Source organism: Herbidospora cretacea (assembly GCF_001570605.1).
Taxonomy (GTDB): Bacteria; Actinomycetota; Actinomycetes; order Streptosporangiales; family Streptosporangiaceae; genus Herbidospora; species Herbidospora cretacea.
Window position 1 is genome coordinate 66,912 of the sequence record NZ_BBXG01000022.1, and the last position, 18,989, is coordinate 85,900.

25 protein-coding genes are annotated in these 18,989 nt (G+C 70.8%); 10 read left to right on the forward strand and 15 right to left on the reverse strand.

Features of this window, described 5'->3' with window-relative positions; translation table 11 throughout:
* The first annotated feature begins 10 nt into the window (after positions 1 to 10).
* Together AW270_RS31710 and AW270_RS31715 are read left to right on the forward strand one after the other, a co-directional pair.
* The gene (locus AW270_RS31710) at positions 11 to 1,219 is read left to right on the forward strand and encodes a magnesium transporter MgtE N-terminal domain-containing protein (protein WP_061299806.1); all 1,209 of its coding nucleotides are present in this window, start codon (positions 11 to 13) and stop codon (positions 1,217 to 1,219) included.
* The gene (locus AW270_RS31715; RefSeq protein ID WP_061299807.1) at positions 1,212 to 1,685 is read left to right on the forward strand and encodes a DUF1003 domain-containing protein; all 474 of its coding nucleotides are present in this window, start codon (positions 1,212 to 1,214) and stop codon (positions 1,683 to 1,685) included. The genes AW270_RS31710 and AW270_RS31715 overlap by 8 nt, the downstream gene beginning before the upstream one ends.
* On the opposite strand, the gene AW270_RS31720 is transcribed toward AW270_RS31715, so the two are convergent.
* The gene (locus AW270_RS31720; RefSeq protein ID WP_245674954.1) at positions 1,644 to 2,021 is read right to left on the reverse strand and encodes a MarR family winged helix-turn-helix transcriptional regulator; all 378 of its coding nucleotides are present in this window, start codon (positions 2,019 to 2,021) and stop codon (positions 1,644 to 1,646) included. The two genes, AW270_RS31715 and AW270_RS31720, sit on opposite strands and share 42 nt — an antisense overlap.
* A gap of 136 nt (positions 2,022 to 2,157) precedes the next feature.
* Here AW270_RS31720 and AW270_RS31725 point away from each other — a divergent pair, with 136 nt between their 5' ends.
* Positions 2,158 to 3,294, forward strand: coding sequence for an Mrp/NBP35 family ATP-binding protein (locus AW270_RS31725; protein WP_061299809.1), 1,137 nt, complete (start codon positions 2,158 to 2,160; stop codon positions 3,292 to 3,294).
* 224 nt (positions 3,295 to 3,518) lie between these two features.
* On the opposite strand, the gene AW270_RS31730 is transcribed toward AW270_RS31725, so the two are convergent.
* The 4 genes from AW270_RS31730 to sigE all read right to left on the reverse strand — a co-directional run bounded on the left by AW270_RS31730 (position 3,519) and on the right by sigE (position 6,602).
* The gene (locus AW270_RS31730; protein WP_061299810.1) at positions 3,519 to 3,875 is read right to left on the reverse strand and encodes a sec-independent translocase; all 357 of its coding nucleotides are present in this window, start codon (positions 3,873 to 3,875) and stop codon (positions 3,519 to 3,521) included.
* A 74-nt stretch (positions 3,876 to 3,949) separates the two neighbouring features.
* Positions 3,950 to 5,326: a S1C family serine protease gene (locus tag AW270_RS31735; protein ID WP_061299811.1), complete on the reverse strand. Its 1,377-nt coding sequence runs from the start codon at positions 5,324 to 5,326 to the stop codon at positions 3,950 to 3,952.
* Positions 5,327 to 5,442: 116 nt separating this feature from the next.
* A complete protein-coding gene (locus tag AW270_RS31740; protein WP_061299812.1) occupies positions 5,443 to 5,976 on the reverse strand; it encodes an anti-sigma factor family protein in 534 nt (177 codons plus the stop codon).
* Complete coding sequence (sigE, locus tag AW270_RS31745) at positions 5,973 to 6,602, reverse strand: RNA polymerase sigma factor SigE (protein ID WP_061299813.1); 630 nt, start codon at positions 6,600 to 6,602, stop codon at positions 5,973 to 5,975. Before sigE ends, AW270_RS31740 begins: the two co-directional genes overlap by 4 nt.
* A 127-nt stretch (positions 6,603 to 6,729) precedes the next feature.
* Between sigE and AW270_RS31750 the strand changes: the two genes are divergently transcribed.
* Positions 6,730 to 7,359, forward strand: coding sequence for an O-methyltransferase (locus AW270_RS31750; RefSeq protein WP_061299814.1), 630 nt, complete (start codon positions 6,730 to 6,732; stop codon positions 7,357 to 7,359).
* On the opposite strand, the gene AW270_RS31755 is transcribed toward AW270_RS31750, so the two are convergent.
* Complete coding sequence (locus tag AW270_RS31755) at positions 7,343 to 8,722, reverse strand: leucyl aminopeptidase family protein (RefSeq protein ID WP_061299815.1); 1,380 nt, start codon at positions 8,720 to 8,722, stop codon at positions 7,343 to 7,345. The two genes, AW270_RS31750 and AW270_RS31755, sit on opposite strands and share 17 nt — an antisense overlap.
* Positions 8,723 to 8,843: 121 nt before the next feature.
* Positions 8,844 to 9,011, reverse strand: coding sequence for a DUF3117 domain-containing protein (locus tag AW270_RS38135; RefSeq protein ID WP_081898355.1), 168 nt, complete (start codon positions 9,009 to 9,011; stop codon positions 8,844 to 8,846).
* A gap of 183 nt (positions 9,012 to 9,194) precedes the next feature.
* On the opposite strand from AW270_RS38135, the gene AW270_RS31760 reads away from it, so the two are divergent.
* Positions 9,195 to 9,965: a PaaX family transcriptional regulator gene (locus tag AW270_RS31760; protein WP_061299816.1), complete on the forward strand. Its 771-nt coding sequence runs from the start codon at positions 9,195 to 9,197 to the stop codon at positions 9,963 to 9,965.
* Here the strand turns inward: AW270_RS31760 and AW270_RS31765 are convergent.
* Positions 9,952 to 10,494, reverse strand: a complete 543-nt coding sequence (locus tag AW270_RS31765; protein WP_061299817.1) for a DNA-3-methyladenine glycosylase I — start codon at positions 10,492 to 10,494, stop codon at positions 9,952 to 9,954. The genes AW270_RS31760 and AW270_RS31765 overlap by 14 nt on opposite strands.
* Positions 10,488 to 10,859: a hypothetical protein gene (locus AW270_RS31770; RefSeq protein WP_061299818.1), complete on the reverse strand. Its 372-nt coding sequence runs from the start codon at positions 10,857 to 10,859 to the stop codon at positions 10,488 to 10,490. Before AW270_RS31770 ends, AW270_RS31765 begins: the two co-directional genes overlap by 7 nt.
* Positions 10,860 to 10,903: 44 nt before the next feature.
* Here AW270_RS31770 and AW270_RS31775 point away from each other — a divergent pair, with 44 nt between their 5' ends.
* Positions 10,904 to 11,134 (forward strand): hypothetical protein, encoded by a 231-nt coding sequence (locus AW270_RS31775; protein WP_061299819.1) that lies wholly within the window; start codon positions 10,904 to 10,906, stop codon positions 11,132 to 11,134.
* On the opposite strand, the gene AW270_RS31780 is transcribed toward AW270_RS31775, so the two are convergent.
* From AW270_RS31780 to dapE, 3 genes are all read right to left on the reverse strand, one after another.
* A complete protein-coding gene (locus tag AW270_RS31780; protein WP_061299820.1) occupies positions 11,131 to 11,700 on the reverse strand; it encodes an LOG family protein in 570 nt (189 codons plus the stop codon). The genes AW270_RS31775 and AW270_RS31780 overlap by 4 nt on opposite strands.
* Complete coding sequence (locus tag AW270_RS31785; RefSeq protein ID WP_061299821.1) at positions 11,700 to 12,470, reverse strand: LOG family protein; 771 nt, start codon at positions 12,468 to 12,470, stop codon at positions 11,700 to 11,702. Before AW270_RS31785 ends, AW270_RS31780 begins: the two co-directional genes overlap by 1 nt.
* A gap of 240 nt (positions 12,471 to 12,710) precedes the next feature.
* Positions 12,711 to 13,760 carry a succinyl-diaminopimelate desuccinylase gene (gene dapE / locus AW270_RS31790; RefSeq protein WP_061299822.1) on the reverse strand — a complete coding sequence of 350 codons (1,050 nt, stop codon included), beginning with the start codon at positions 13,758 to 13,760 and terminating at the stop codon, positions 12,711 to 12,713.
* 47 nt (positions 13,761 to 13,807) lie between these two features.
* Here dapE and AW270_RS31795 point away from each other — a divergent pair, with 47 nt between their 5' ends.
* Positions 13,808 to 14,578 carry a hypothetical protein gene (locus AW270_RS31795; RefSeq protein ID WP_245674955.1) on the forward strand — a complete coding sequence of 257 codons (771 nt, stop codon included), beginning with the start codon at positions 13,808 to 13,810 and terminating at the stop codon, positions 14,576 to 14,578.
* 4 nt (positions 14,579 to 14,582) lie between these two features.
* Here AW270_RS31795 and AW270_RS31800 read toward each other — a convergent pair whose 3' ends face one another.
* From AW270_RS31800 to fdxA, 3 genes are read right to left on the reverse strand one after another with little or no spacing between them, the layout of a single operon-like run.
* Positions 14,583 to 15,194: a DUF4178 domain-containing protein gene (locus AW270_RS31800; protein ID WP_061299823.1), complete on the reverse strand. Its 612-nt coding sequence runs from the start codon at positions 15,192 to 15,194 to the stop codon at positions 14,583 to 14,585.
* 57 nt (positions 15,195 to 15,251) lie between these two features.
* Entirely contained in the window at positions 15,252 to 16,337 is a 1,086-nt protein-coding gene (dapC, locus tag AW270_RS31805; RefSeq protein ID WP_061299824.1) for a succinyldiaminopimelate transaminase, read from the reverse strand.
* Between the two features lie 24 nt (positions 16,338 to 16,361).
* Entirely contained in the window at positions 16,362 to 16,688 is a 327-nt protein-coding gene (fdxA, locus tag AW270_RS31810) for a ferredoxin (protein ID WP_061299825.1), read from the reverse strand.
* A gap of 97 nt (positions 16,689 to 16,785) precedes the next feature.
* On the opposite strand from fdxA, the gene AW270_RS31815 reads away from it, so the two are divergent.
* From AW270_RS31815 to AW270_RS31825, 3 genes are all read left to right on the forward strand, one after another.
* Positions 16,786 to 16,992 (forward strand): putative acetyltransferase, encoded by a 207-nt coding sequence (locus tag AW270_RS31815; protein WP_061299826.1) that lies wholly within the window; start codon positions 16,786 to 16,788, stop codon positions 16,990 to 16,992.
* A gap of 47 nt (positions 16,993 to 17,039) precedes the next feature.
* The gene (locus AW270_RS31820; protein WP_245674956.1) at positions 17,040 to 18,119 is read left to right on the forward strand and encodes an ABC transporter substrate-binding protein; all 1,080 of its coding nucleotides are present in this window, start codon (positions 17,040 to 17,042) and stop codon (positions 18,117 to 18,119) included.
* Between the two features lie 85 nt (positions 18,120 to 18,204).
* Positions 18,205 to 18,957, forward strand: coding sequence for a class I SAM-dependent methyltransferase (locus tag AW270_RS31825; RefSeq protein ID WP_061299827.1), 753 nt, complete (start codon positions 18,205 to 18,207; stop codon positions 18,955 to 18,957).
* Positions 18,958 to 18,989: the final 32 nt, after the last annotated feature.

The window sequence follows — 18,989 nt, forward strand, 5'->3', positions numbered from 1 at the left end:
ACCTGCCAGCGTGGAGCGGATCTTCGTGGCCCGGCTGGCCGGGCTCGCGGTGTTCGATCCCGCCGGTGACAAGATCGGCCGGATCCGGGACGTGGTCGTCGGGCTGCGCGGCCCGCTGCCCCCGCGCGTCCACGGCTACGTGGTGGAGGTCCAGCCGCGCCGCCGGGTGTTCCTGCCGATCACCCGGGTGATCTCGGTGGAGGCGGGCGCGGTGATCTTCACCGGCCGCCTCAACCTGCGCCGCTTCGAGCAGCGCGAGTCGGAGACCCTCGCGATCGGCGAGCTGCTCGACCTGAAGATCACCGCGGACGGCGAACCCGGCACCGTCCTCGACCTGGCCATGGAGCAGCCCAGCCCGCCCGACTGGCTGATCACCAAGGTCGCCGTCCGGCGCGGCACCCGCCGCAGGGGCGAGACGACCGTCGTCGACTGGGGCCACGTCACCGGCTTCGAGGCCGCCCAGAAGGACCAGGGCGCGCTGAGCCTGCTGGCCGCCTTCGACGCCATGCGCCCCGCCGACCTGGCCGGGGTGCTCCAGGAACTCCCCGGCAAGCGGATGGCCGAGGTCGCCGCCGCGCTCAACGACGACCGGCTGGCCGACGTGCTGGAGGAGCTGCCCGAACGCGACCAGGTCGCCGTGCTGGGCAACCTCGACGCGGAGCGGGCCGCCGACGTGCTGGAGCACATGGGCCCCGACGACGCCGCCGACCTCCTTCAGGAGCTCCCCGCCGAGCAGGCCGAGGCGCTGCTGGCCCTGATGATCCCCGAAGAGGCCGATCCGGTCCGCCGCCTGCTCGGCTACGCCGAGGACACCGCCGGCGGCATGATGACCACCGAGCCCGTCATCCTGCCCCCCAACGCCACCGTCGCCGAGGCGCTGGCCCGCCTCCGCACCCGCGAACAGCCGCCCTCGATCGCCGCCCAGGTCTTCGTGGCCCGCCCGCCCACCGAGACCCCCACCGGCCGCTATCTCGGCATCGCGCACATCCAGCGGCTGCTCCGCGAGCCCAGCTTCGCCCTGATCGGCTCCCTGGTCGACGACAGCGTCGACCCGATCAGGCCCGAGTTCTCCCTCCCCGAGGTGGCCTCCTACCTGGCCATCTACAACCTGGTGGCGGCCCCGGTGATCGACGAGGACGGCCGCCTGATCGGCGCGGTGACCGTCGACGACGTGCTCGACCACCTGCTGCCCGAAGACTGGCGGGAGCGTCATGACTGAAGGCCGGCTCGACCAGCCCCGCGAACTGCGCAGGCGGCTGCCCATCCGCTACGACGCCGAGGCGTTCGGCAAGTGGTCGGAGAAGTTCGCCCGCTTCCTGGGCACCGCGCGCTTCCTCGTCTACATGACCGCCTTCGTGATCATCTGGATCGCCTGGAACGCGCTGACCCCGGACAGGTTCGACCCCTATCCGTTCATCTTCCTGACCCTGATGCTGTCGCTCCAGGCGTCGTACGCCGCCCCGCTGATCCTGCTCGCGCAGAACCGCCAGGACGACCGCGACCGGGTTCAGGGCGAGCAGGACCGCCGCGCGGCGGAGCAGAACCGGGCCGAGCTCGAATATCTGACCCGGGAGATCGCCGCGCTCCGCATCGCCCTGGGAGAGGTCGCCACCCGCGACTTCATCAAGGCCGAGGCCGACTGGCTAGTCGACCAGCTTGACGGCAAGCGCCGCACACTGCCGTAGCTCGGCCTCCTCCAGCCGGTCGACGAACTGGGCCCGCACACCGCGCAGGTAGGTGGGGGTGGCCTCGTCGAGCAAGGCGGTGCCCTTGTCGGTGAGCACGGCGTAGAGACCGCGCGCGTCGCTCGGGCAGGCCTGCCGTTCGACCAGGCCGTCGCGTTGCAGCCGGTCGATGAGCCGGGTCAGCCCGCTGCGCGACAGCAGCACCCGGTCGGCGAGGTCGTTCATCCGCAGCCGCTTGTAGGGCGACTCGGACAGTTGGAGCAGCACGTCGTACGAGGCCATCGCCAGATCGTGGGACTCCAGGAGGTCGGATTCGATGCTCCGGGTGATCCGCATCTGGGCACGCTGCATGGTGCGCCAGACCTCGATTTGTTCCGCCGACAGGACAGGCGGACTTGTCGGACTCACCCGCGTCATCCTAGAGGCGCGACCTCGATTCGTATGACAGGTCGCCAGTTCGTAGCATGACTACATGGCACCGACCCCAGAAGTGGTGACGGCGGCCCTGGCGACGGTCAACGACCCTGAGATCCGCCGGCCGATCACCGAGCTCGACATGGTCAAGAGCATCGACATCGCCCCTGACGGGCTGGTGCGCGTAGGCGTCTACCTCACGGTCTCCGGGTGTCCGATGAAAGACACCATCACCCGCGACATCACCGCAGCGGTCTCCAAGATCGACGGCGTCACGCGCGTCTCCGTCGAGATGGACGTGATGAGCGCCGAGCAACGTAAAACTCTGCAAACGAAACTGCGCGGCAACCGGGGCCCCGAGAAGGAGATCCCGTTCGCCCAGCCCGGCTCGCTGACCCGCGTCTTCGCGGTCGCCAGCGGCAAGGGCGGCGTCGGCAAGTCGTCGGTGACGGTCAACCTGGCCGCCGCGATGGCCTCCTCGGGCCTCAAGGTGGGCGTCGTCGACGCCGACATCTACGGCCACAGCATCCCGCGCATGCTGGGCGTCGGCGAGAAGCCGACCAAGGTCGAAGACATGATCATGCCGCCGGTGGCCCACGACATCAAGGTCATCTCCGTCGGCATGTTCAAGCCCGAGGGCAACCACGCGGTGGTGTGGCGCGGCCCGATGCTCGACCGGGCGCTCCACCAGTTCCTCGCCGACGTGTTCTGGGGCGACCTCGACGTCCTGCTGATGGACCTGCCGCCTGGCACCGGCGACATCGCGATCTCGGTCGCCCAGCGCATGCCGTCGGCCGAGATCCTCGTGGTCACCACGCCCCAGCAGGCCGCCGCCGAGGTGGCCGAGCGGGCCGGCTCGATCGCCGCCCAGACCCACCAGCAGATCGCCGGCGTCATCGAGAACATGTCCTGGCTGCCCTGCCCCCACTGCGACGAGCGCATTTCGGTCTTCGGCGAGGGCGGCGGCCAGACCGTCGCCGACGCCCTGACCCGCACGCTCGGCTCCCGGGTGCCGCTGCTGGGCCAGATCCCGATCGACACCCGCCTCCGCGAGGGCGGCGACGAGGGCAAGCCGCTGGTCCTCACCGACCCTGACGCCCCCGCCGCGGCCGAACTCCGCCGCATCGCCGCGGGCCTCAGCAAGAAGAAGGGCGGCCTCAAGGGCATGAAGCTCGACATCAGCCCCGCCCGCTAGAAAACCCTCTTTCTCCGTTACGGCTCCGCCCACCCTGGCGCCGCCCCGCGCCCCGGTTCGCGCCGTTTCCGGCGCCAACCGGCCGTAGTGGTTCCGCACCAGACGGACCAGGCACGACGTGGAAAACGAAAGGCCCGCTCCGAGGAGCGGGCCTTTCGCGTGTCATTCAGGCGGATCCCCAGCGCGAGCCACGGCCGGCCCGGGGCCGTCCGCGTCTCGCTTGCTCAGGTGGCCTCGTTGTCATAAGGCGGGATCTCGCCCGCCGTCAGCTCGACCGCCACCGCGGCGGGCGGCGGGTCGGCGACGGCGGTCTCGCCCGGCGTGGCGTTCCAGTCCTTCTCGACGTCGTCGAGCAGGTGCTTGCGCACGAAGTTCTTGGGGTTGAGGTCGGCCGGGTCGAAGTTCTTGAACTCCGGCCCCAGATTGGCCTCGAGGTCGGTGCGCGCGTTGTTGGCCATCTCCCGCAGCTGGCGCAGCGTCCGGCCCGCCTGAGAGGCGACACCGGGCAGCTTCTCCGGCCCGAAGACGAGCAGCGCGATGACTATCAGCGCCAGGATCTCCGCCCAGCCGAGTCCGAACACCGTAGATCTCCCTTGCCCTGCCCGAACCGTCGTGAATCAGACGTCGCCATCACACTACTGCCCGGGCAGGCGTGCTACGAGGGCTGGGCCGAGGGAGCGGGGGCCGCCCCGATCACCACGTCGACCGTGCGCTCGGCGCCCGCCCGCGTGTAGGTGAACGGAACCCGATCGCCAGGTGTCTTGCTGCGGATCGTCACGATCAGCTCGCGGCTGTCGCTGATCGGCTGCCCGTCGACCTCCAGGATCACGTCACCGGCCCGCAGCCCGGCCTTGTCGGCGGGCCCCTGGGGCGTGATCGGCGGAACCCCACGGTCAGGCGTGTCGGCGATCCGGACGCCCTCGCCCTGGTAGTTCTGGTCGATCGTGATCCCGATCCGGGAGGTGCGCGCCGAGCCGGTCGAGATGAGCTCCTCGGCGATCCGGCGGACCTGGTTGACCGGGATGGCGAAGCCGAGGCCGATGCTGCCCGACTGCTGGCCGCCGAGCTGCTGGCCCGCCCCTATGGTGGCGATGGCGGAGTTGACCCCGATCACCTCGCCCCGGCCGTTGACCAGCGGGCCGCCCGAGTTGCCGGGGTTGATCGCGGCGTCGGTCTGGATGGCGTTGATGAGCGCCGAGTCGCGACCGCTCTCGCCGCCCGCCTCGACGGGCCGGTTGAGCGAGCTGACGATGCCGGTGGTGACCGTGCCGGACAGGCCCAGCGGCGAGCCGATCGCGATGACCGGGTCGCCGACCACCATCGAGTCGGAGTTGCCCAGCGTCGCCTCGGGCGCGCCGAACGTCTCGTCGGGCTTCACCACGGCGATGTCGGAGTTGGGGTCGCGCCCCACGATCTGGGCGGTGGTCGACTCGCGGTTGGCGAACCGGATGCGGATCGCCCCGCCCGACCGCGCGGCGGCGGCCACGACGTGGTTGTTGGTGACGATGTAGCCGCCCCGGATCAGGAACCCGGAACCGGTGCCGGCCTGCCCGCTGCCCTGCACCTCAAGTGAGACCACGCTCGGCAGCACCTTGGCGGCCACCCCGGCGATCGACTCGGGCGCCCGCCCGGTCGGCGCGGCGGCCGGCGTCGGGATGGCGTAACCGGGGTCGAGACCCGCGCTCGGCCGCGTCAGCAGATAGGTGCCGCACGACGCGGCCCCACCGGCCACCAGCGCCACGACCAGCCCGAGAGCGGCCAGAGTGCTCGTGCGGGGACCGGAGCGGCGCTCCCGCCGGGGCAGCTCGGACGTCACGCCGGGCGGTGGCGCCCACCCCTCACCCATGCCGTAGGCGGCGGGTGGCGGTGGCGGGAAATAGCTCTGGGTCGGCTCCCCGCCGGGGAGTGGGGGCGGCGGGTGGGCCGCGCCCGGCTGCTGAGGCTGGCGGGGGGCGTATTCCTCGTCCCACTCGCCCGCCGGATAGAACACAGGCCGCCCGTACGCGTCGTCGTCACGCGTGTCGTCGGTCATCGGTGCAGTCACTCCCAGCGATTGTGGCGGGGCCGCCACCCAGTCTCGGCATACGACCCGTGTCAAGCCAGATCGTATGCCGTCTCACTGCCCAGACGTGGTGACGGTTAGTCGCGTCAAGGAACAAGCTTGGGCGAGGGACCGGGAGTCGGCGAGCCCGGCAGCCTGCCGTGAGGCGACGCGGTGACCTGCGGGGGGAACATCATCTCGGGCGCGGGGGCAGGGCGAGGCTCGCCGTTGACCAGGAACAGCGACCCGAGGGCGACCGCCGCCGAGGCGACTCCGACCGCGACGTAACCGGCCGCGCGGCGCCGGGGGCTACGGCCGGGGCCGGTCGCACCAAAAGGACGGCGCGCCGGACGGGTGTCGGCGGGGGCGATGCTGTAGGGGCCGGGCAGCTGACGGGGCGACTGGCTCGGTAGGGAGCGGGCCGGGGGGCCCATGTCCCCCATCCGCAGCAGCGTCATCGTCAGGTCGACCGGCATGGCGGGCGGGTCGAGCGAACGCAGGCGGCTCTTCAGCGCCCGCATCCCGTCGACCTCGGCACGGCAGTCGGCGCAGAACGTCAGATGGGCGAGGGCTCGCTCGCGCTCGTTGTGCGCGAGCTCGCCGTCGATCAGCGCGGAAACGCGCTCACCAAGATGCGTCATGCTCCCTCCCGGGTGAAAGATGAAGGGGGAAGCTGGTCACCGCGCGGCGCACGGTGATCGAGCGCGTCACGCAGTTGCGCGCGCGCCCGGTGGATGCGGCTGCGGACGGTGCCGAGCTTGACGCCCAGCGTCGCCGCGATCTCCTCGTAGGAGAGGCCCTCGATGTCGCAGAGCACCACGGCGGCCCGGAACTCAGGAGCCAGCGCGTCGAGCGCGGCCTGGATGTCGGCGTCGAGGTGGTTGTCGTCGTAGGCCCGCTCGGGGGACGGCTCCCGGCCGTGCATGCGCTCGGCGGCGTCGTCGGCCAGACCCTCGAACCTGATGCGCTGCTTGCGGCGCGCGCCGTCGAGGAACAGGTTGGTCGTGATGCGGTGCAGCCAGCCCTCGAACGTGCCCGGCTGGTAGCTGGACAGCGACCGGAACACCCGGACGAAGACCTCTTGGGTCAGGTCTTCGGCGTCGTGGATGTTGCCCGTCAGCCGGTAGGCGAGCCGATAGACCCGTGCCGAGTGGTTTCTGACGACCTCCTCCCAGGTGGGAGGTGTCCAGGTGGACGCCTCTGCACCCGCCTGGTGGTCGTGATCGTCCACCGGCAATCCCTTCTCCAGGACCGTTGCTACAGCCATAGTGCCTGGTTTCGCCCCTTCCTGCGTACCAGCGGCGAACGGACAGAACAAAGACCGTTCAAAGCTGCAACGTCCCCGTTGCGGCGTGAGTTCCCGATCGGGGCGTACTCCCCTACGCTTGCCAACCATGAACACGGCGAGCCTGGCCCATGCGGAGGACTTCGTCCCGGAGGACGACGTCCTGCGCAACGCGCGACAGCGCGGCGAGGAGGTGGGCGCCACGCCCATCCTCCCCGGCGGGGGCGCCGCGCTCTGCTTCCTGGCGACCGCTGTCAACGCGCGGTCGGTGGTCGAGATCGGAACCGGCTGTGGCGTCTCGGGTCTGTGGCTGCTCCGGGGAATGCGCTCTGACGGCACGCTGACCAGCGTCGACGTCGAGCCGGAACACCAGCGGCTGGCCCGCCAGGCGTTCGCCGAGGCGGGGTTCGCCAGCGGGCGCACCCGCCTCATCGTGGGGCGCGCGCTCGACGTGCTGCCGCGCCTGGCCGACGGCGGCTACGACCTGGTCTTCTGCGACGCCGCCAAGCAGGAATACGGCGACTACCTCGCCGAGTCGCTGCGGCTGCTGCGTCCCGGCGGGATCGTGGCCTTCGACAACGCCCTGTGGCAGGACCGGGTGGCCGACCCCACGCAGCGCGACCCCGAATCGGTCGCCGTCCGCGAGGTCGGCCGTCTGGTCAAGGGCGACGAGCGGCTGCGCCCGCTGATGCTGCCGCTGGGCGACGGCCTGCTCGCCGCCGTCAAGCTGACGAACTGAGCCAGTCGAGCAGCAACCTCACGCCGAAGCCGGTGGAGCCCTTCTCGTTGCGGGCCGGGCCGGCGATGTCGAGATGGGCCCAGCGGCGCTCGCCCGCGAACTCCTTGAGGAACAGGGCCGCCTGCACCGAACCCGCCCCGCCGCCGCCCTTCTTGTCGACGTTGGCCAGGTCGGCGACGTCGGAGTCGAGGGCCTCCCGCGAGTCGGCCAGCAGCGGCATCCGCCACAGCCGGTCGCCGCTGCGCGCCGAGGCCTTCAGCAGGCTGTCGGCCAGGGCGTCGTCGGTGGCGTAGAGAGCGCCGAAGCCGGTGCCGAGGGCGACCTTGGCGGCGCCGGTCAGCGTCGCGATGTCGATCAGGACGTCGGGGTCGAGGTGGCGGTCGGCGTAGGCCATCGCGTCGGCCATCACCAGGCGGCCCTCGGCGTCGGTGTTCAGCACCTCGACGGTCCGGCCGCCGTATTGGGTGATGACGTCGCTGGGGCGCTGGGCGTTGCCGCCGAAGGAGTTCTCGGCGCAGGCGATCAGGCCGGTGACCCGGACGGGCACCTCGAAGGCCTTCAGCGCCGAGATGACGGCGATCACGGCGGCGCCGCCGGCCATGTCGGTCTTCATGTCCTTCATCGAGGCCGAGGGCTTGAGCGACAGGCCGCCGGTGTCGAAGGTGATGCCCTTGCCGACCAGCACGACGTGGCGGGTGGCCCCGGCGGGGGCGTACTCCATCGTGATGAGGCAGGGCGGGTTGACCGAGCCCTGGCCGACCGCGCGGATGCCGCCGAAGCCGGTCAGCTCGGTGTCGACGGTGACCTTGACGCCCTCGCCGGCCAGCGCGGCCGCCTGTTCGGCCAGCCACGCCGGTGACTTGATCGAGCTGGGCGTGTTGGTCAGGTCGCGGGCGTCGCTGGTCGCCTTCGCCAGCGCCTCGCCCCGGGCGACCGCCGCGGCGTCGGCGCCGGAGACGACGATCTCGTGGACCGGGGTGGTTTTCGGTTCGCCCAGTTTGTAGCTGTAGGTGCCCAGGAGTGCTCCTGCGACGAGCTCGGCCACGTCGCCCTCGGGCGGGGCGACGATGGTCAGGCGGTCGCGGCCGTGGACGCGGCCGGCCAGCGCGGCCCCCGCCTTGCGGAGGTCGGCCGGGGCGGGGCCGGTGCCGTACAGAAGGACTCTGCGCACGCCCTCGGTGGCGGCGACGGGGATCTCGACGACCTCGCCGGGCTCTCCCTTGGCCTCGTAGTGGGCCAGCAGGGCCGGGGCGGGCACCGGCAGCTCCACGTCGGGGGCCAGGTCAGGGCCGAACGGGACGGCGAGGAATTCGGCGTCGCCGTCCACATCGGCCACGGTGGTCACGGTGGTCACTATGGGCACGGTCTCTCCACGTCGGGAAATAGGCGCGAGCCGTGGCTCGCGTTGGGTCTCTGCCCCAAATGATGCGGCCCCGGCGCGGAAGTCCGCGGCGGGGCCGACGTCGCTCGATATCCGGCTGTAGTCAGCCGACCACGTTCTTCAGCGCGTCGCCGAGGGCGCCGGCCTCATCCGCCGATAGCTCGACGACAAGCCGCCCGCCACCTTCGAGCGGGACCCGCATGACGATGCCCCGGCCTTCCTTGGTGACTTCCAGCGGACCGTCACCAGTCCGCGGCTTCATCGCCGCCATGCGTGTATCCCTTCCCGCGTTGTCGGCCGTCCAATGAAGGGTGGCCGGCGCATTCACGTCTTCTGTGATGTCCTATTATCCCGCCTCCGGGTTCAAAAAGGTAACGGGAGAGGACTCGGTTGAGGATCAAAGCGGTTCGCCTATGGATTGTCGGAGACAGTTCCTGACTCCACACTGGGTGGGGTGAACGCCCGAGCAGCGCTTTTCGACCTCTACGGGGACCATCTGCGCAGCCGGGGAGGGCAGGCCTCGGTGGCCGCCCTGGTCCGGCTTCTGGCGCCCCTGGAGATCGCCGCGCCCGCCGTCCGGACCGCGATCTCCCGGATGGTCCGGCAGGGCTGGCTCGACCCGGTCCGGCTGCCGCAGGGCGCCGGTTACGCGGCCACACCGAAATGTGTCCGACGCCTCGACGAGGCCGCCGCCCGGGTCTACCGGGGCGGCACGATCACCTGGCCGGGCCGCTGGCACCTGCTGGTGATCGAACCCGTCCGCGACCGGAGCCGGCGGGAGCGCGTGCGGGCCCATCTGTCCTTCCTCGGGTACGCACCGCTGTCGGAGACCACCTGGATCGGGCCCCGGGCCTCGGCCGAACTCGACCAGCTCGACCTGCGCGCCGACCGGTTCGAAGCCGTTCTGGACGGCGATCCGGTGGACCTGCTGGCCCGCGCCTGGGACCTCGACGCGATCGGCCGCGCCTACGAGGAGTGGCTGGCGGGGGCCCGGCCGCTGATCGACGGGCTGCCCGGCGATGCCCCCGACGACCGGGTCTTCGCGGTCAGGTCGCGGCTGGTGCACACCTGGCGCAACTTCCTGTTCCGCGATCCGGGGTTACCCTCGGCGCTGCTGCCGTCGGGCTGGCCCGGCGACAAGGCGCGGGCCTATTTCGAGCAGGAGGCGTCGCGGCTGATGCCGAGGGCGGCGGCGTTCGTGGAGCGGACGCTCACGACGACCTAGCCACGCAGCCTTCGATGTGGTCGTCGACCAGGCCGATCGCCTGCATCAGCGCGTAGGCCGTGGTGGGGCCGACGAACCGGAAGCCATTCTTCTTGAGATCCTTGGCCAGCGCCTTCGACGCCTCGGTGGAGGCGGGGATCTCGGCCATCGACGCGCGGACGGGGGCGTCGGGCTGTGCGTACTTCCAGACCAGGGCGTCGAGCCCCTCGGGGAGCTCCAGGGCTGCGCGGGCGTTGGCGATCGCGGCGTCGATCTTGGCCCGGTTGCGGACGATCCCGGCGTCGGCCATCAGGCGCTCGACGTCCTTCTCGGTGTAGGCCGCCACCTTCTCGATCACGAAGCCGTCGAAGGCCTGGCGGAAGTTCTCCCGTTTGCGCAGGATCGTGATCCAGGCCAGGCCCGACTGGAAGGCCTCCAGGGTCACGCGTTCGTAGATCTTGTCGTCGCCGTGGACCGGGCGGCCCCACTCGTGGTCGTGGTAGTCGAGGTAGAGCGGGTCGCTGGTGGCCCAGGCGCAGCGGATCACCATGACTCTTCCGCCTCGACCGCCTCGGCCGGTCCGGCCGGCGGGGCGTAGATCTCGTGACGGGCCTGGAGGCGGCCCGCCATCAGCTCGGCCACCTTCTGTTCGAGCACGGCGATGCGGGTGTCGCGGTCGCGGATGGCGGTCGCGGCCCGCTGGAGGGTCTCGTCGACCGAACCGGTGTGGTAGCCGACCAGGCCGACCGGGAACTGCACGGTCACCAGGTCGACGGCGGTCACCTGAGCGGCCTCGGGCAGCTCCAGGGGCGGCACGTCGGGGGGGAACTCCGCCATCGCCCCGCCCTGGCCCATGGACACCCAGACCACGCAGGCCACGACCGCGAGCGCGGCGAGAACGAGTACGACCAGCACATACGAATCGTGCCACATGTGGTGAGCGTGAGAGCATCGACGACGTGCCACTTGACATCCTCCGGCCGGGCGAGGCCGCCTCCGGGCCCGTCGTGGAGCTGCCCGCCGACCTCGACGAGGCCGTCGCCGTGGCCGCCGTCATGGCCTGGCGCGGCTCGACCGCGTTCCGGGTCGCCGATCCGGCCCACGCCGACTCGATCGCCCAGGCGCTGGCGATGACCGAGGCGATCGCCGGGCGCAGGCCACCGGCCCTGGCCCGGCGAGGGCTCGCCTAAGCCTCGTCGACTCCGGGGGTGATCCGGGGAACGGGCTGCTCCAGCAGGTCGAAGGCCTCGTCGACGCTCGTGGCCCACGAGATGCCGTCGAAGACGTCGGGGCGGGTGAAGCCCTGGTCGTACATGTCGCTGACCAGGTCTTTCAGGGGGGCGTAGAGGCCCCAGGGGTCGAGCAGGACCAGGGGCCGGCGGTGGATGCCGAGGACCCGGGCGGTCCAGATCTCGAAGAGCTCCTCCATCGTGCCGATGCCGCCCGGCAGGACCAGGAAGGCGTCGGAGCGGGCGTCCATGACGCTCTTGCGCTCGCGCATGCCGGTCGTGACGATCAGCTCGGTCGACTCGGTGTCGGCGATCTCGATGTCCACCAGGACCTGCGGGATCACGCCGATCGTCTGGGCGCCGCCGGCCCGCGCGGCGCGCGCGACCTCGCCCATGCACGACACGATCGCGCCGCCGCTGACCAGGTGGTGGCCCCGCCGCGCGAGCTCGGCCCCCGCGTCGGCGGCCAGCTGGAAGTACTTCGGGTCGATCTTCTGGGAGGAGGCGCAGAAAACGCAGACGTACATTATTGGGCGTCTCCCACGAGGCTCGCCTCCTCCTCGCGGCGGCGGTCGGCCTCCACGATGATCCGCACGGCCTCGTCGACGTCGTCGGTGACCCTGATCAGGTCGACGTCCTGCGGGGAGATCTTGCCCTCGCCCAGCAGCGACGACTTGATCCAGTCGATCATCGGGCTCCAGAACGAGGTGCCCATGAGGATCACCGGGAACGAGGTGACCTTCCGGGTCTGCACGAGGGTCAGCGCCTCGAACAGCTCGTCGAGGGTGCCGAAGCCGCCCGGCAGGGTGACGAAGCCGCAGGAGTACTTGACGAACATCGTCTTGCGGACGAAGAAGTAGCGGAACTCGACGCCCAGGTTGACGTATTCGTTCATCGATTGTTCGTGCGGCAGCTCGATGCCCAGGCCCACGGAGATGCCCCCGGCCTCCACCGCGCCCTTGTTGGCGGCCTCCATGCAGCCGGGGCCGCCGCCGGTGATGACGCCGTAGCCGGCGTCGGCGAGCGCGCCGCCGAGGCGGACGCCGAGCGCGTAGTCGGGCGAGTCGGGCTTGGTGCGGGCCGACCCGAAGACCGTGACGGACGGCGGGAGCTCGGCGAGGGAGCCGAAGCCCTCGACGAACTCGGCCTGGATGCGCAGCACCCGCCACGGATCCATGTGGAGCCAGTCGGCCGGTCCGCGCCGGTCGAGCAGGCGCTGGTCGTGGGTGGAGTCGGGCACCATCTCGCCCCGGAGGAGCTGCGGGCCCTGGCGGCGTTCGCGGCGAATCGTGTTCATGGGACGCCACGCTAGCCCCTCCGGATGGCCGTCGAAAAAATCTTGAGAATCCATCCGGAACCGTGGAACCGGATTTCGCTCAGGCCGCGTCTAACAGTCGAGGGTGCTGCTCGGGACGGAAAGTGGCTTTCCCCGCCAAATGGCCGGCGAGGAAAGCCACTTTCTTCTTTCTCCAGCCAGAAGCCCTGTCTACGGGGCAGATTCAGAGCGCGAGCCACGGTCGGCCTTCGGCCGCCCGCGTCACGCTTTCAACCAGCCCGTCATGACCCGCTCGGCCTCGACGATCTTGTCGAGTTCGACGTATTCGTCGACTTTGTGGGCCATCGCGGGATCGCCCGGTCCATAGTTCACCGCCGGAACTCCGAGCGCGGAGAAACGGGCCACATCGGTCCATGCCACCTTCGCCCGGGGTTCGCCTCCCACCGCGCGCGCGAACGCCGCCGCCACCGGGTTTTCCAGACCGGGGCGGGCGCCGGGGGCCGAGTCGGTGATCGTCACCTGGAAGCCGTCGAAGACCTCGCGGATGTGGTTCTGGGCCTGCTCCTCGGTGAGGTCGGGGGCGAAGCGGTAGTTCACCGTCACCACGCACTCGTCGGGGATCACGTTGCCCGCGTGGCCGCCGCGGATCAGCACCGCGTTGAGGCCCTCGTGGTATTTCAGGCCGTCGACGACCGGCTCACGCGGTGTGTAATCGGCCAGCCGGTTCATGATCTGCCCGGCGCCGTGGATGGCGTTGACGCCGAGCCAGCCGCGGGCGCTGTGGGCGCGTACACCGGTGGAGAGGATCTCGGCCCGGACGGTGCCCTGGCAGCCGCCCTCGATCACGCCGTCGGTGGGCTCCATCAGCACCGCGAAGTCGCCGCGCACCCAGTCGGGGTGTTCGCGCACCAGCAGGCCGAGGCCGTTGCGGGCCGCCTCGACCTCCTCCTGGTCGTAGAAGACGAGGGTCAGGTCGCGGTTGGGGTCGCCGAGGAGGGCCAGTTTGAGCTGGACGGCCACGCCGGCCTTCATGTCGGTGCCGCCGCAGCCGATCAGGCGGCCGCCCTCGACCCGGCTCGGCACGTTGCCCGCGATGGGCACGGTGTCGAGGTGGCCCGCCACGACGACCCGCTCGGCCCGGCCGAGGAAGGTGCGCGCCACGACGTTGTTGCCGTGGCGGTCGACGGTCAGGTGGGGCAGCCGCCGCAGCGCCTCCTCGATCTCGTCGGCCAGGGCCTTCTCTTCCCCGCTTTCCGATGCGATGTCCACCAGATCGGCGGTCAGCGCCTTCACGTCCTGATCAAGTCGCATGTCAGCCGAGCCTACGGCAGGCCTGCGAGAAGGTAGGTTCTTGGGCTGTGACCCGGCGCCCCTCCAGAACAGCCCTGACCATCGTGGCCATCGTGGTCGTCCTGGCGGGAGCGATCTTCTTCGCGGGATACCAGCTCCTGAAGAAGACCGAGCCGTTCGCGTTCGGCGAGGGCTGCACGATCGACGTCCCGGGCGGGACGCTCGACCTCGACCTGGAGCAGTCGCAGATCGCCTCGACGATCGCCGCCGTGGCCGCCCGCCGCAAGCTGCCCAAGCGGGCGCTGGAGATCGCCTACATCACGGCGATCCAGGAGTCGAAGCTGACCAACATCTCCTTCGGCGACCGCGACTCGGTCGGCATCTTCCAGCAGCGGCCCTCGCAGGGCTGGGGCACGGTCAAGCAGATCATGGACCCGGTCTACTCCACCCGCCGTTTCTTCGCCGCCCTGGAGAAGGTCGACGGCTACCTCGACATGAGCCTCCACGACGCCGCCCAGGCGGTGCAGCGCTCGGCCGACGGCGGGGCCTACGCCGACCACCGGCGCGACGCCGAGATCCTGGCCACCGCCTTCCGCGGCGACCAGCCCCGGGCGGTGCACTGCTGGTATCCGCCGAAGGAGACGCCGCCCCCGCCGCAGCAGGCCGCCGCGGCCAAGGAGTTCACCCGGGCCAGGGGCGCGTCCAGGGAGGACTGGCTGAAGGCGACCTGGTTCGTCACCCACGCGCCGGTCTACGGGCTGCGCGAGGTCGTCCTCGACGGCTACGTGTGGGCCGCCGCCACCGGGCACGACGGGTGGAAGACGGTCGAGCAGGGCTGAGCCCTCAGGCCCTGCGGTCGACCTGGATCGAGCCGGGGGTGAGCGGCGAGGCGTAGGAGGCGACCCACTGGCCGCCCTGCACCCGCTGGAACGACAGCAGCCGCCCGTCGTGGGCGCGGTAGTCGGCGAAGTCGAGCAGGCCGCGCTCGGGCAGGCCGGTCATGCCCTCGGCCCGGTAGGCGACCGTGCCGCGCTCGCCGGGGAAGAACTCGACGCCTTCCATGATCAGCATGCTCTTGGCCGGGACCATGCCCTGGGCCTGGACCGGCGTCCACAGCATGACCTCGAGACCTTCGGGGCGCTCCTGGACCGAGAGCCAGTGGACCCGGCGGCTGCCGTCGTCGAGCAGGTGCTCGGTCCACTCGTCGCCCTGCCGCATCAGGTGGAGGGCGCCGATGGCCTTGAAGCGGGTGCCCTCCACGGTGGCGGTGTCGCCGACCTGGAGGGTGCGGGGGTCGAAGTAGTCGGGGTCGGCGAAGTCGTCGAAGAAATCGGCATCGGTCCCGACGTCGGCGCCGGCCCGGTCACGCCCGTCGCGGCGGGCGGACGCGACGTAGACGACCACCGCGACGACCACCGCCGCGAGGCACAGACCGAGCACCACCGCTGTCGTCATGGCGCGCGATCCTATCAACACAATCGCGCCATATCAGCCCATATGAGGGCGGCTCACCTATGCGGTAGTGAGGCGTGCGACGGCTGCGCCGATTCTTTCGTCTGTGGCGGTGATCGCTACACGGATGTGGCCTTCACCGGCAGTGCCGTAGAAGCTGCCGGGGGCCACGAGGACGCCCAGTTTGGCCAGCCGGGCGACCTGGTCCCAGCAGCCGGTCCCGTCGGTGGCCCACAGGTAGAGGCCGGCCTCGGAGTGGTCGACCCGCCAGCCGGCGGCCTCCAGGGCGGCCCGCAGGGCGGTGCGCCGGGCGGAGTAGCGGGCGCGCTGCTCGTCGGCGTGGGCGTCGTCGCCGAGGGCGGCCGTCATGGCGGCCTGGACCGGCTCGGGCACGATCATCCCGGCGTGCTTGCGGATCTCCAGCAGCCGCTTCACCAGCGCCGGGTCGCCCGCGACGAAGGCGGCGCGGTAACCGGCCAGGTTGGAGCGCTTGGAGAGCGAGTGGACGGCCAGCAGGCCCTCGTGGGAGCCGCCGGACACGTCGGGGTGGAGGATCGAGACCGGGCGCTTCTCCCAGCCCAGTTCGATGTAGCACTCGTCGGAGGCGACGACCGCGCCGCGCTCGCGGGCCCAGGCGACCACCTTGGCGAGGTGTTCGGCCGGGAGCACCCGGCCGGTGGGGTTGCTCGGCGAGTTGACCCAGACGAGGGGCACCCGCTCCGGGCCGAGCGAGAGCAGGCCGTCGGTCGGGAAGGGCTCGGCCCCGGCCAGCCGGGCGCCCACGTCGTAGGTCGGGTAGGCGAGCTCGGGGAAGATCACCTTGTCGCCGGGGCCGACGCCGAGCAGGGTCGGCAGCCAGGCGACGAGTTCCTTGGAGCCGATCGTCGGCAGCACGCCCGCCGGGTCGGCCGTCACGCCGTGGCGGCGGGACAGCCAGCCCGCTGCCGCCTCGCGCAACCGGGCCGTGCCGTAGGTCAGCGGATAGCCGGGACTGTCGGCGGCCTCGATGAGCGCCCTGCGCACGACCTCGGGGACAGGGTCGACGGGGGTGCCGACCGACAGGTCGGCGATCCCGCCGGGATGGGCCTCGGCGATGGTCTTGTACGAGGCCAGGCTGTCCCACGGGAAGTCGGGCAGGGCGATCACGAAGGGCTCCCGTCGAACGTCAGGTCAGTGGTCTTCGGCCTGCGGCGGCAGGGCGGCCACGACCGGGTGGTCAGCGTTGATCTTCCCCACCTTGGACGCGCCGCCGGGCGAGCCAAGGTCCTGGAAGAAGTCAACATTGGCCTTGTAGAAGTCCTTCCACTGCTCGGGCAGGTCGTCTTCGTAGAAGATGGCCTCCACCGGGCAGACCGGCTCGCACGCCCCACAGTCGACGCACTCGTCGGGGTGGATGTAGAGCATGCGCTCGCCCTCGTAGATGCAGTCGACAGGGCACTCTTCGATGCACGCCTTGTCCAGGACATCCACGCAAGGCTGCGCGATGACGTAGGTCACCTCTAGCTCCTTCTTTCCGGCACGACATGGGCCGCAGGTTGCTCCGTCCTAGTATTGCGGTGACTGTCAGGTGGCCGGAACAGGGAGGGGGCATGTCGTGGCCTTCCATCTCAAGGTGACCATCTCTCCGGCCGACGTCGGGCGCCGCGTCACGGTGCGGCGGGCGCTGCCCGAGGGGTTCCGCGACGTCGTCGGCGTGCTCGAGACGTGGGAGAACGGCATGCTGTCGGTACGCAGGAGGGACGGCACGCTGGTCGAGTTCCCGGAAAAGGTCATGGCCGCGGCAAAGGTCGTCCCCGGCTGAGGCGTGCCGCCTCGACGCGGCGCGACATGGCCCCAAGCATTCGAATCGTGACCAGACTCGTGACCACTCCCGCGCTGGCGGCCCTCCTGGCCCTCGCGGCATGTTCGTCCCAGGGCGGCGAGACCAAGGCCCTGCCGCCGGTCAACGTCAAGGGCGCCAGCCTCCAGGCGGGCTTCGGCACCATGGACCGGCTGGTCGAGGCCGCCCAGAAGGAGGGCAGGCTGACGGTCGTCGGCATGCCCCGCGAATGGGTCAACCACGGCGAGCTGATGGACGTCTTCACCGACAAGTACGGCGTCCAGATCGAGTCGCTCAATCCGGCGGCCAACAGCCAGCAGCAGATCGACGCCGCCGCCTCGGCCGCCAAGCCCGACGTCTTCGACCTCAGCGTCGACGTGGCCCTCGCCAACGCCGCCAAGTTCGCCCCCTACCAGGTGACCGGCTGGACCGACATCCCCGACGAGGTCAAGGCCGCCAACGGCGCCTGGTACGCCGGGTACGGCGGCTACATGTCGATCGGCTACGACCCGCGCAGGATGAAGGCGCCGGTGTCGTACACGGAACTCCTCGCGCCGACGGCCCGCCCGGCGGGCACGACGGTCGCGCTCGCGGGCGACCCGCTGAAGAACGCGAGCGGCTTCAACGGCGTGATGGCGGCCTCCATGCAGGGCGACCGGTTCGACGCCAAGAGGGGCGTGAAGACCTTCGCGGCCCTGAAGAAGGCCGGGGCCCTGGCCGCCGCGCCCGAGCAGGCCGCCGCGGTGATCGACTGGGACTACCTGAACGCGGCCCGGTCGGCCGCCAACGCGGCCAACTGGCAGGTGACGATCCCGGCGGGCTCGGTCCTGGCCTCGCCCTACGTCCACGCCATCAGCGCGAGCGCGCCCCACCCGGCCGCCGCCCGCCTGTGGACCGAGTTCGTGTTCTCGGACGAGGGCCAGAACATCCTGCTCAGGGGCTACGCGCGGCCCTCGCGGATGGAGGCCATGCAGATGCGCGCCACCCTCGACAACGAGGCGGCCGGGAAGCTGCCCAAGGTCAACGGGAGCCCGGTCTTCCTGACCATCCCGCAGCAGGACGCCGCCAAGACGTATCTCCAGCAACACTGGTCTCAGCAAATGAGCTGAAAAACACTGATTCCACGGCTGGCGTACAGTGATGCCGGACAACCGTGGAAGTGAGCCCATCTTGCGATATGACACACCTCCGCTCATGAGGTGGAACGCTCGCGCCTACGACAGCTCGTTCGGCTACGTCTCGGCGCAGGGCGCTCCCCTCGTGGAGCTGCTCGACCCGCAGCCGGGTGAGCGCGTGCTCGACCTCGGCTGCGGCACCGGCGTGCTGAGCGGTGAGATCGCCCTGCGCGGGGCGTACGTCCTGGGGATCGACGGGTCCCACGCGATGATCGAGACGGCCATCGCCCAGTTCCCCGGGCTCGACTTCACGGTGGGCGACGGCCACGACTTCGGCGTCGCCCAGCCGTTCGACGCGGTGTTCTCCAACGCCGCCCTCCACTGGATGCACCGCGACCCCGACGCGGTCATCGACAACGTCCGCAACGCGCTGCGGCCGGGCGGCCGGTTCGTGGCCGAGCTCGGCGGGGCCGGCAACTGCGCCGCCCTGACCTCCGCCATGCTGACCGCCTGGCGTGAACACGGTCTTCGCGAGCCCGAACTGCCCTGGTATTTCCCCAGCCCGGCGGAGTACGCCGTCCGGTTGGAACGCGCCGGTTTCACGCTGCGCATCCTGGAGCACTTCGACCGGCCGACCCCCCTCGACGAGTGCCCCAACGGCGCCGCCGACTGGGTGAGGATGTTCGCCGCCTCGCTGCTCGACGGGCTCTCCCCCGCGACGGTCGACTCGCTGCTCCGGCGGGTCAACGAACTCGCCGCCCCCGCCCTGCGCCACGACTCCGGCTGGATGGCCGACTACGTGAGACTCCGTTTCGCAGCGGTGCGCCACTGAAGGGTGACACCATCGTTTGTGGCTGTTCGTCA

Bases quoted from the DNA above. Each gene is read 5' to 3' on its own strand.
- AW270_RS31750 (WP_061299814.1), top strand. From the start codon at position 6,730: ATGAACACGGCGAGCCTGGCCCATGCGGAGGACTTCGTCCCGGAGGAC.
- AW270_RS31780 (WP_061299820.1), bottom strand. From the start codon at position 11,700: ATGTACGTCTGCGTTTTCTGCGCCTCCTCCCAGAAGATCGACCCGAAG.
- AW270_RS31825 (WP_061299827.1), top strand. From the start codon at position 18,205: ATGAGGTGGAACGCTCGCGCCTACGACAGCTCGTTCGGCTACGTCTCG.
- AW270_RS31725 (WP_061299809.1), top strand. From the start codon at position 2,158: ATGGCACCGACCCCAGAAGTGGTGACGGCGGCCCTGGCGACGGTCAAC.
- AW270_RS38135 (WP_081898355.1), bottom strand. From the start codon at position 9,011: ATGGCGGCGATGAAGCCGCGGACTGGTGACGGTCCGCTGGAAGTCACC.
- AW270_RS31785 (WP_061299821.1), bottom strand. From the start codon at position 12,470: ATGAACACGATTCGCCGCGAACGCCGCCAGGGCCCGCAGCTCCTCCGG.
- dapE (WP_061299822.1), bottom strand. From the start codon at position 13,760: ATGCGACTTGATCAGGACGTGAAGGCGCTGACCGCCGATCTGGTGGAC.
- AW270_RS31740 (WP_061299812.1), bottom strand. From the start codon at position 5,976: ATGACGCATCTTGGTGAGCGCGTTTCCGCGCTGATCGACGGCGAGCTC.
- AW270_RS31715 (WP_061299807.1), top strand. From the start codon at position 1,212: ATGACTGAAGGCCGGCTCGACCAGCCCCGCGAACTGCGCAGGCGGCTG.
- AW270_RS31720 (WP_245674954.1), bottom strand. From the start codon at position 2,021: ATGCGGATCACCCGGAGCATCGAATCCGACCTCCTGGAGTCCCACGAT.
- AW270_RS31800 (WP_061299823.1), bottom strand. From the start codon at position 15,194: ATGACGACAGCGGTGGTGCTCGGTCTGTGCCTCGCGGCGGTGGTCGTC.
- AW270_RS31735 (WP_061299811.1), bottom strand. From the start codon at position 5,326: ATGACCGACGACACGCGTGACGACGACGCGTACGGGCGGCCTGTGTTC.
- sigE (WP_061299813.1), bottom strand. From the start codon at position 6,602: ATGGCTGTAGCAACGGTCCTGGAGAAGGGATTGCCGGTGGACGATCAC.
- AW270_RS31765 (WP_061299817.1), bottom strand. From the start codon at position 10,494: ATGGTGATCCGCTGCGCCTGGGCCACCAGCGACCCGCTCTACCTCGAC.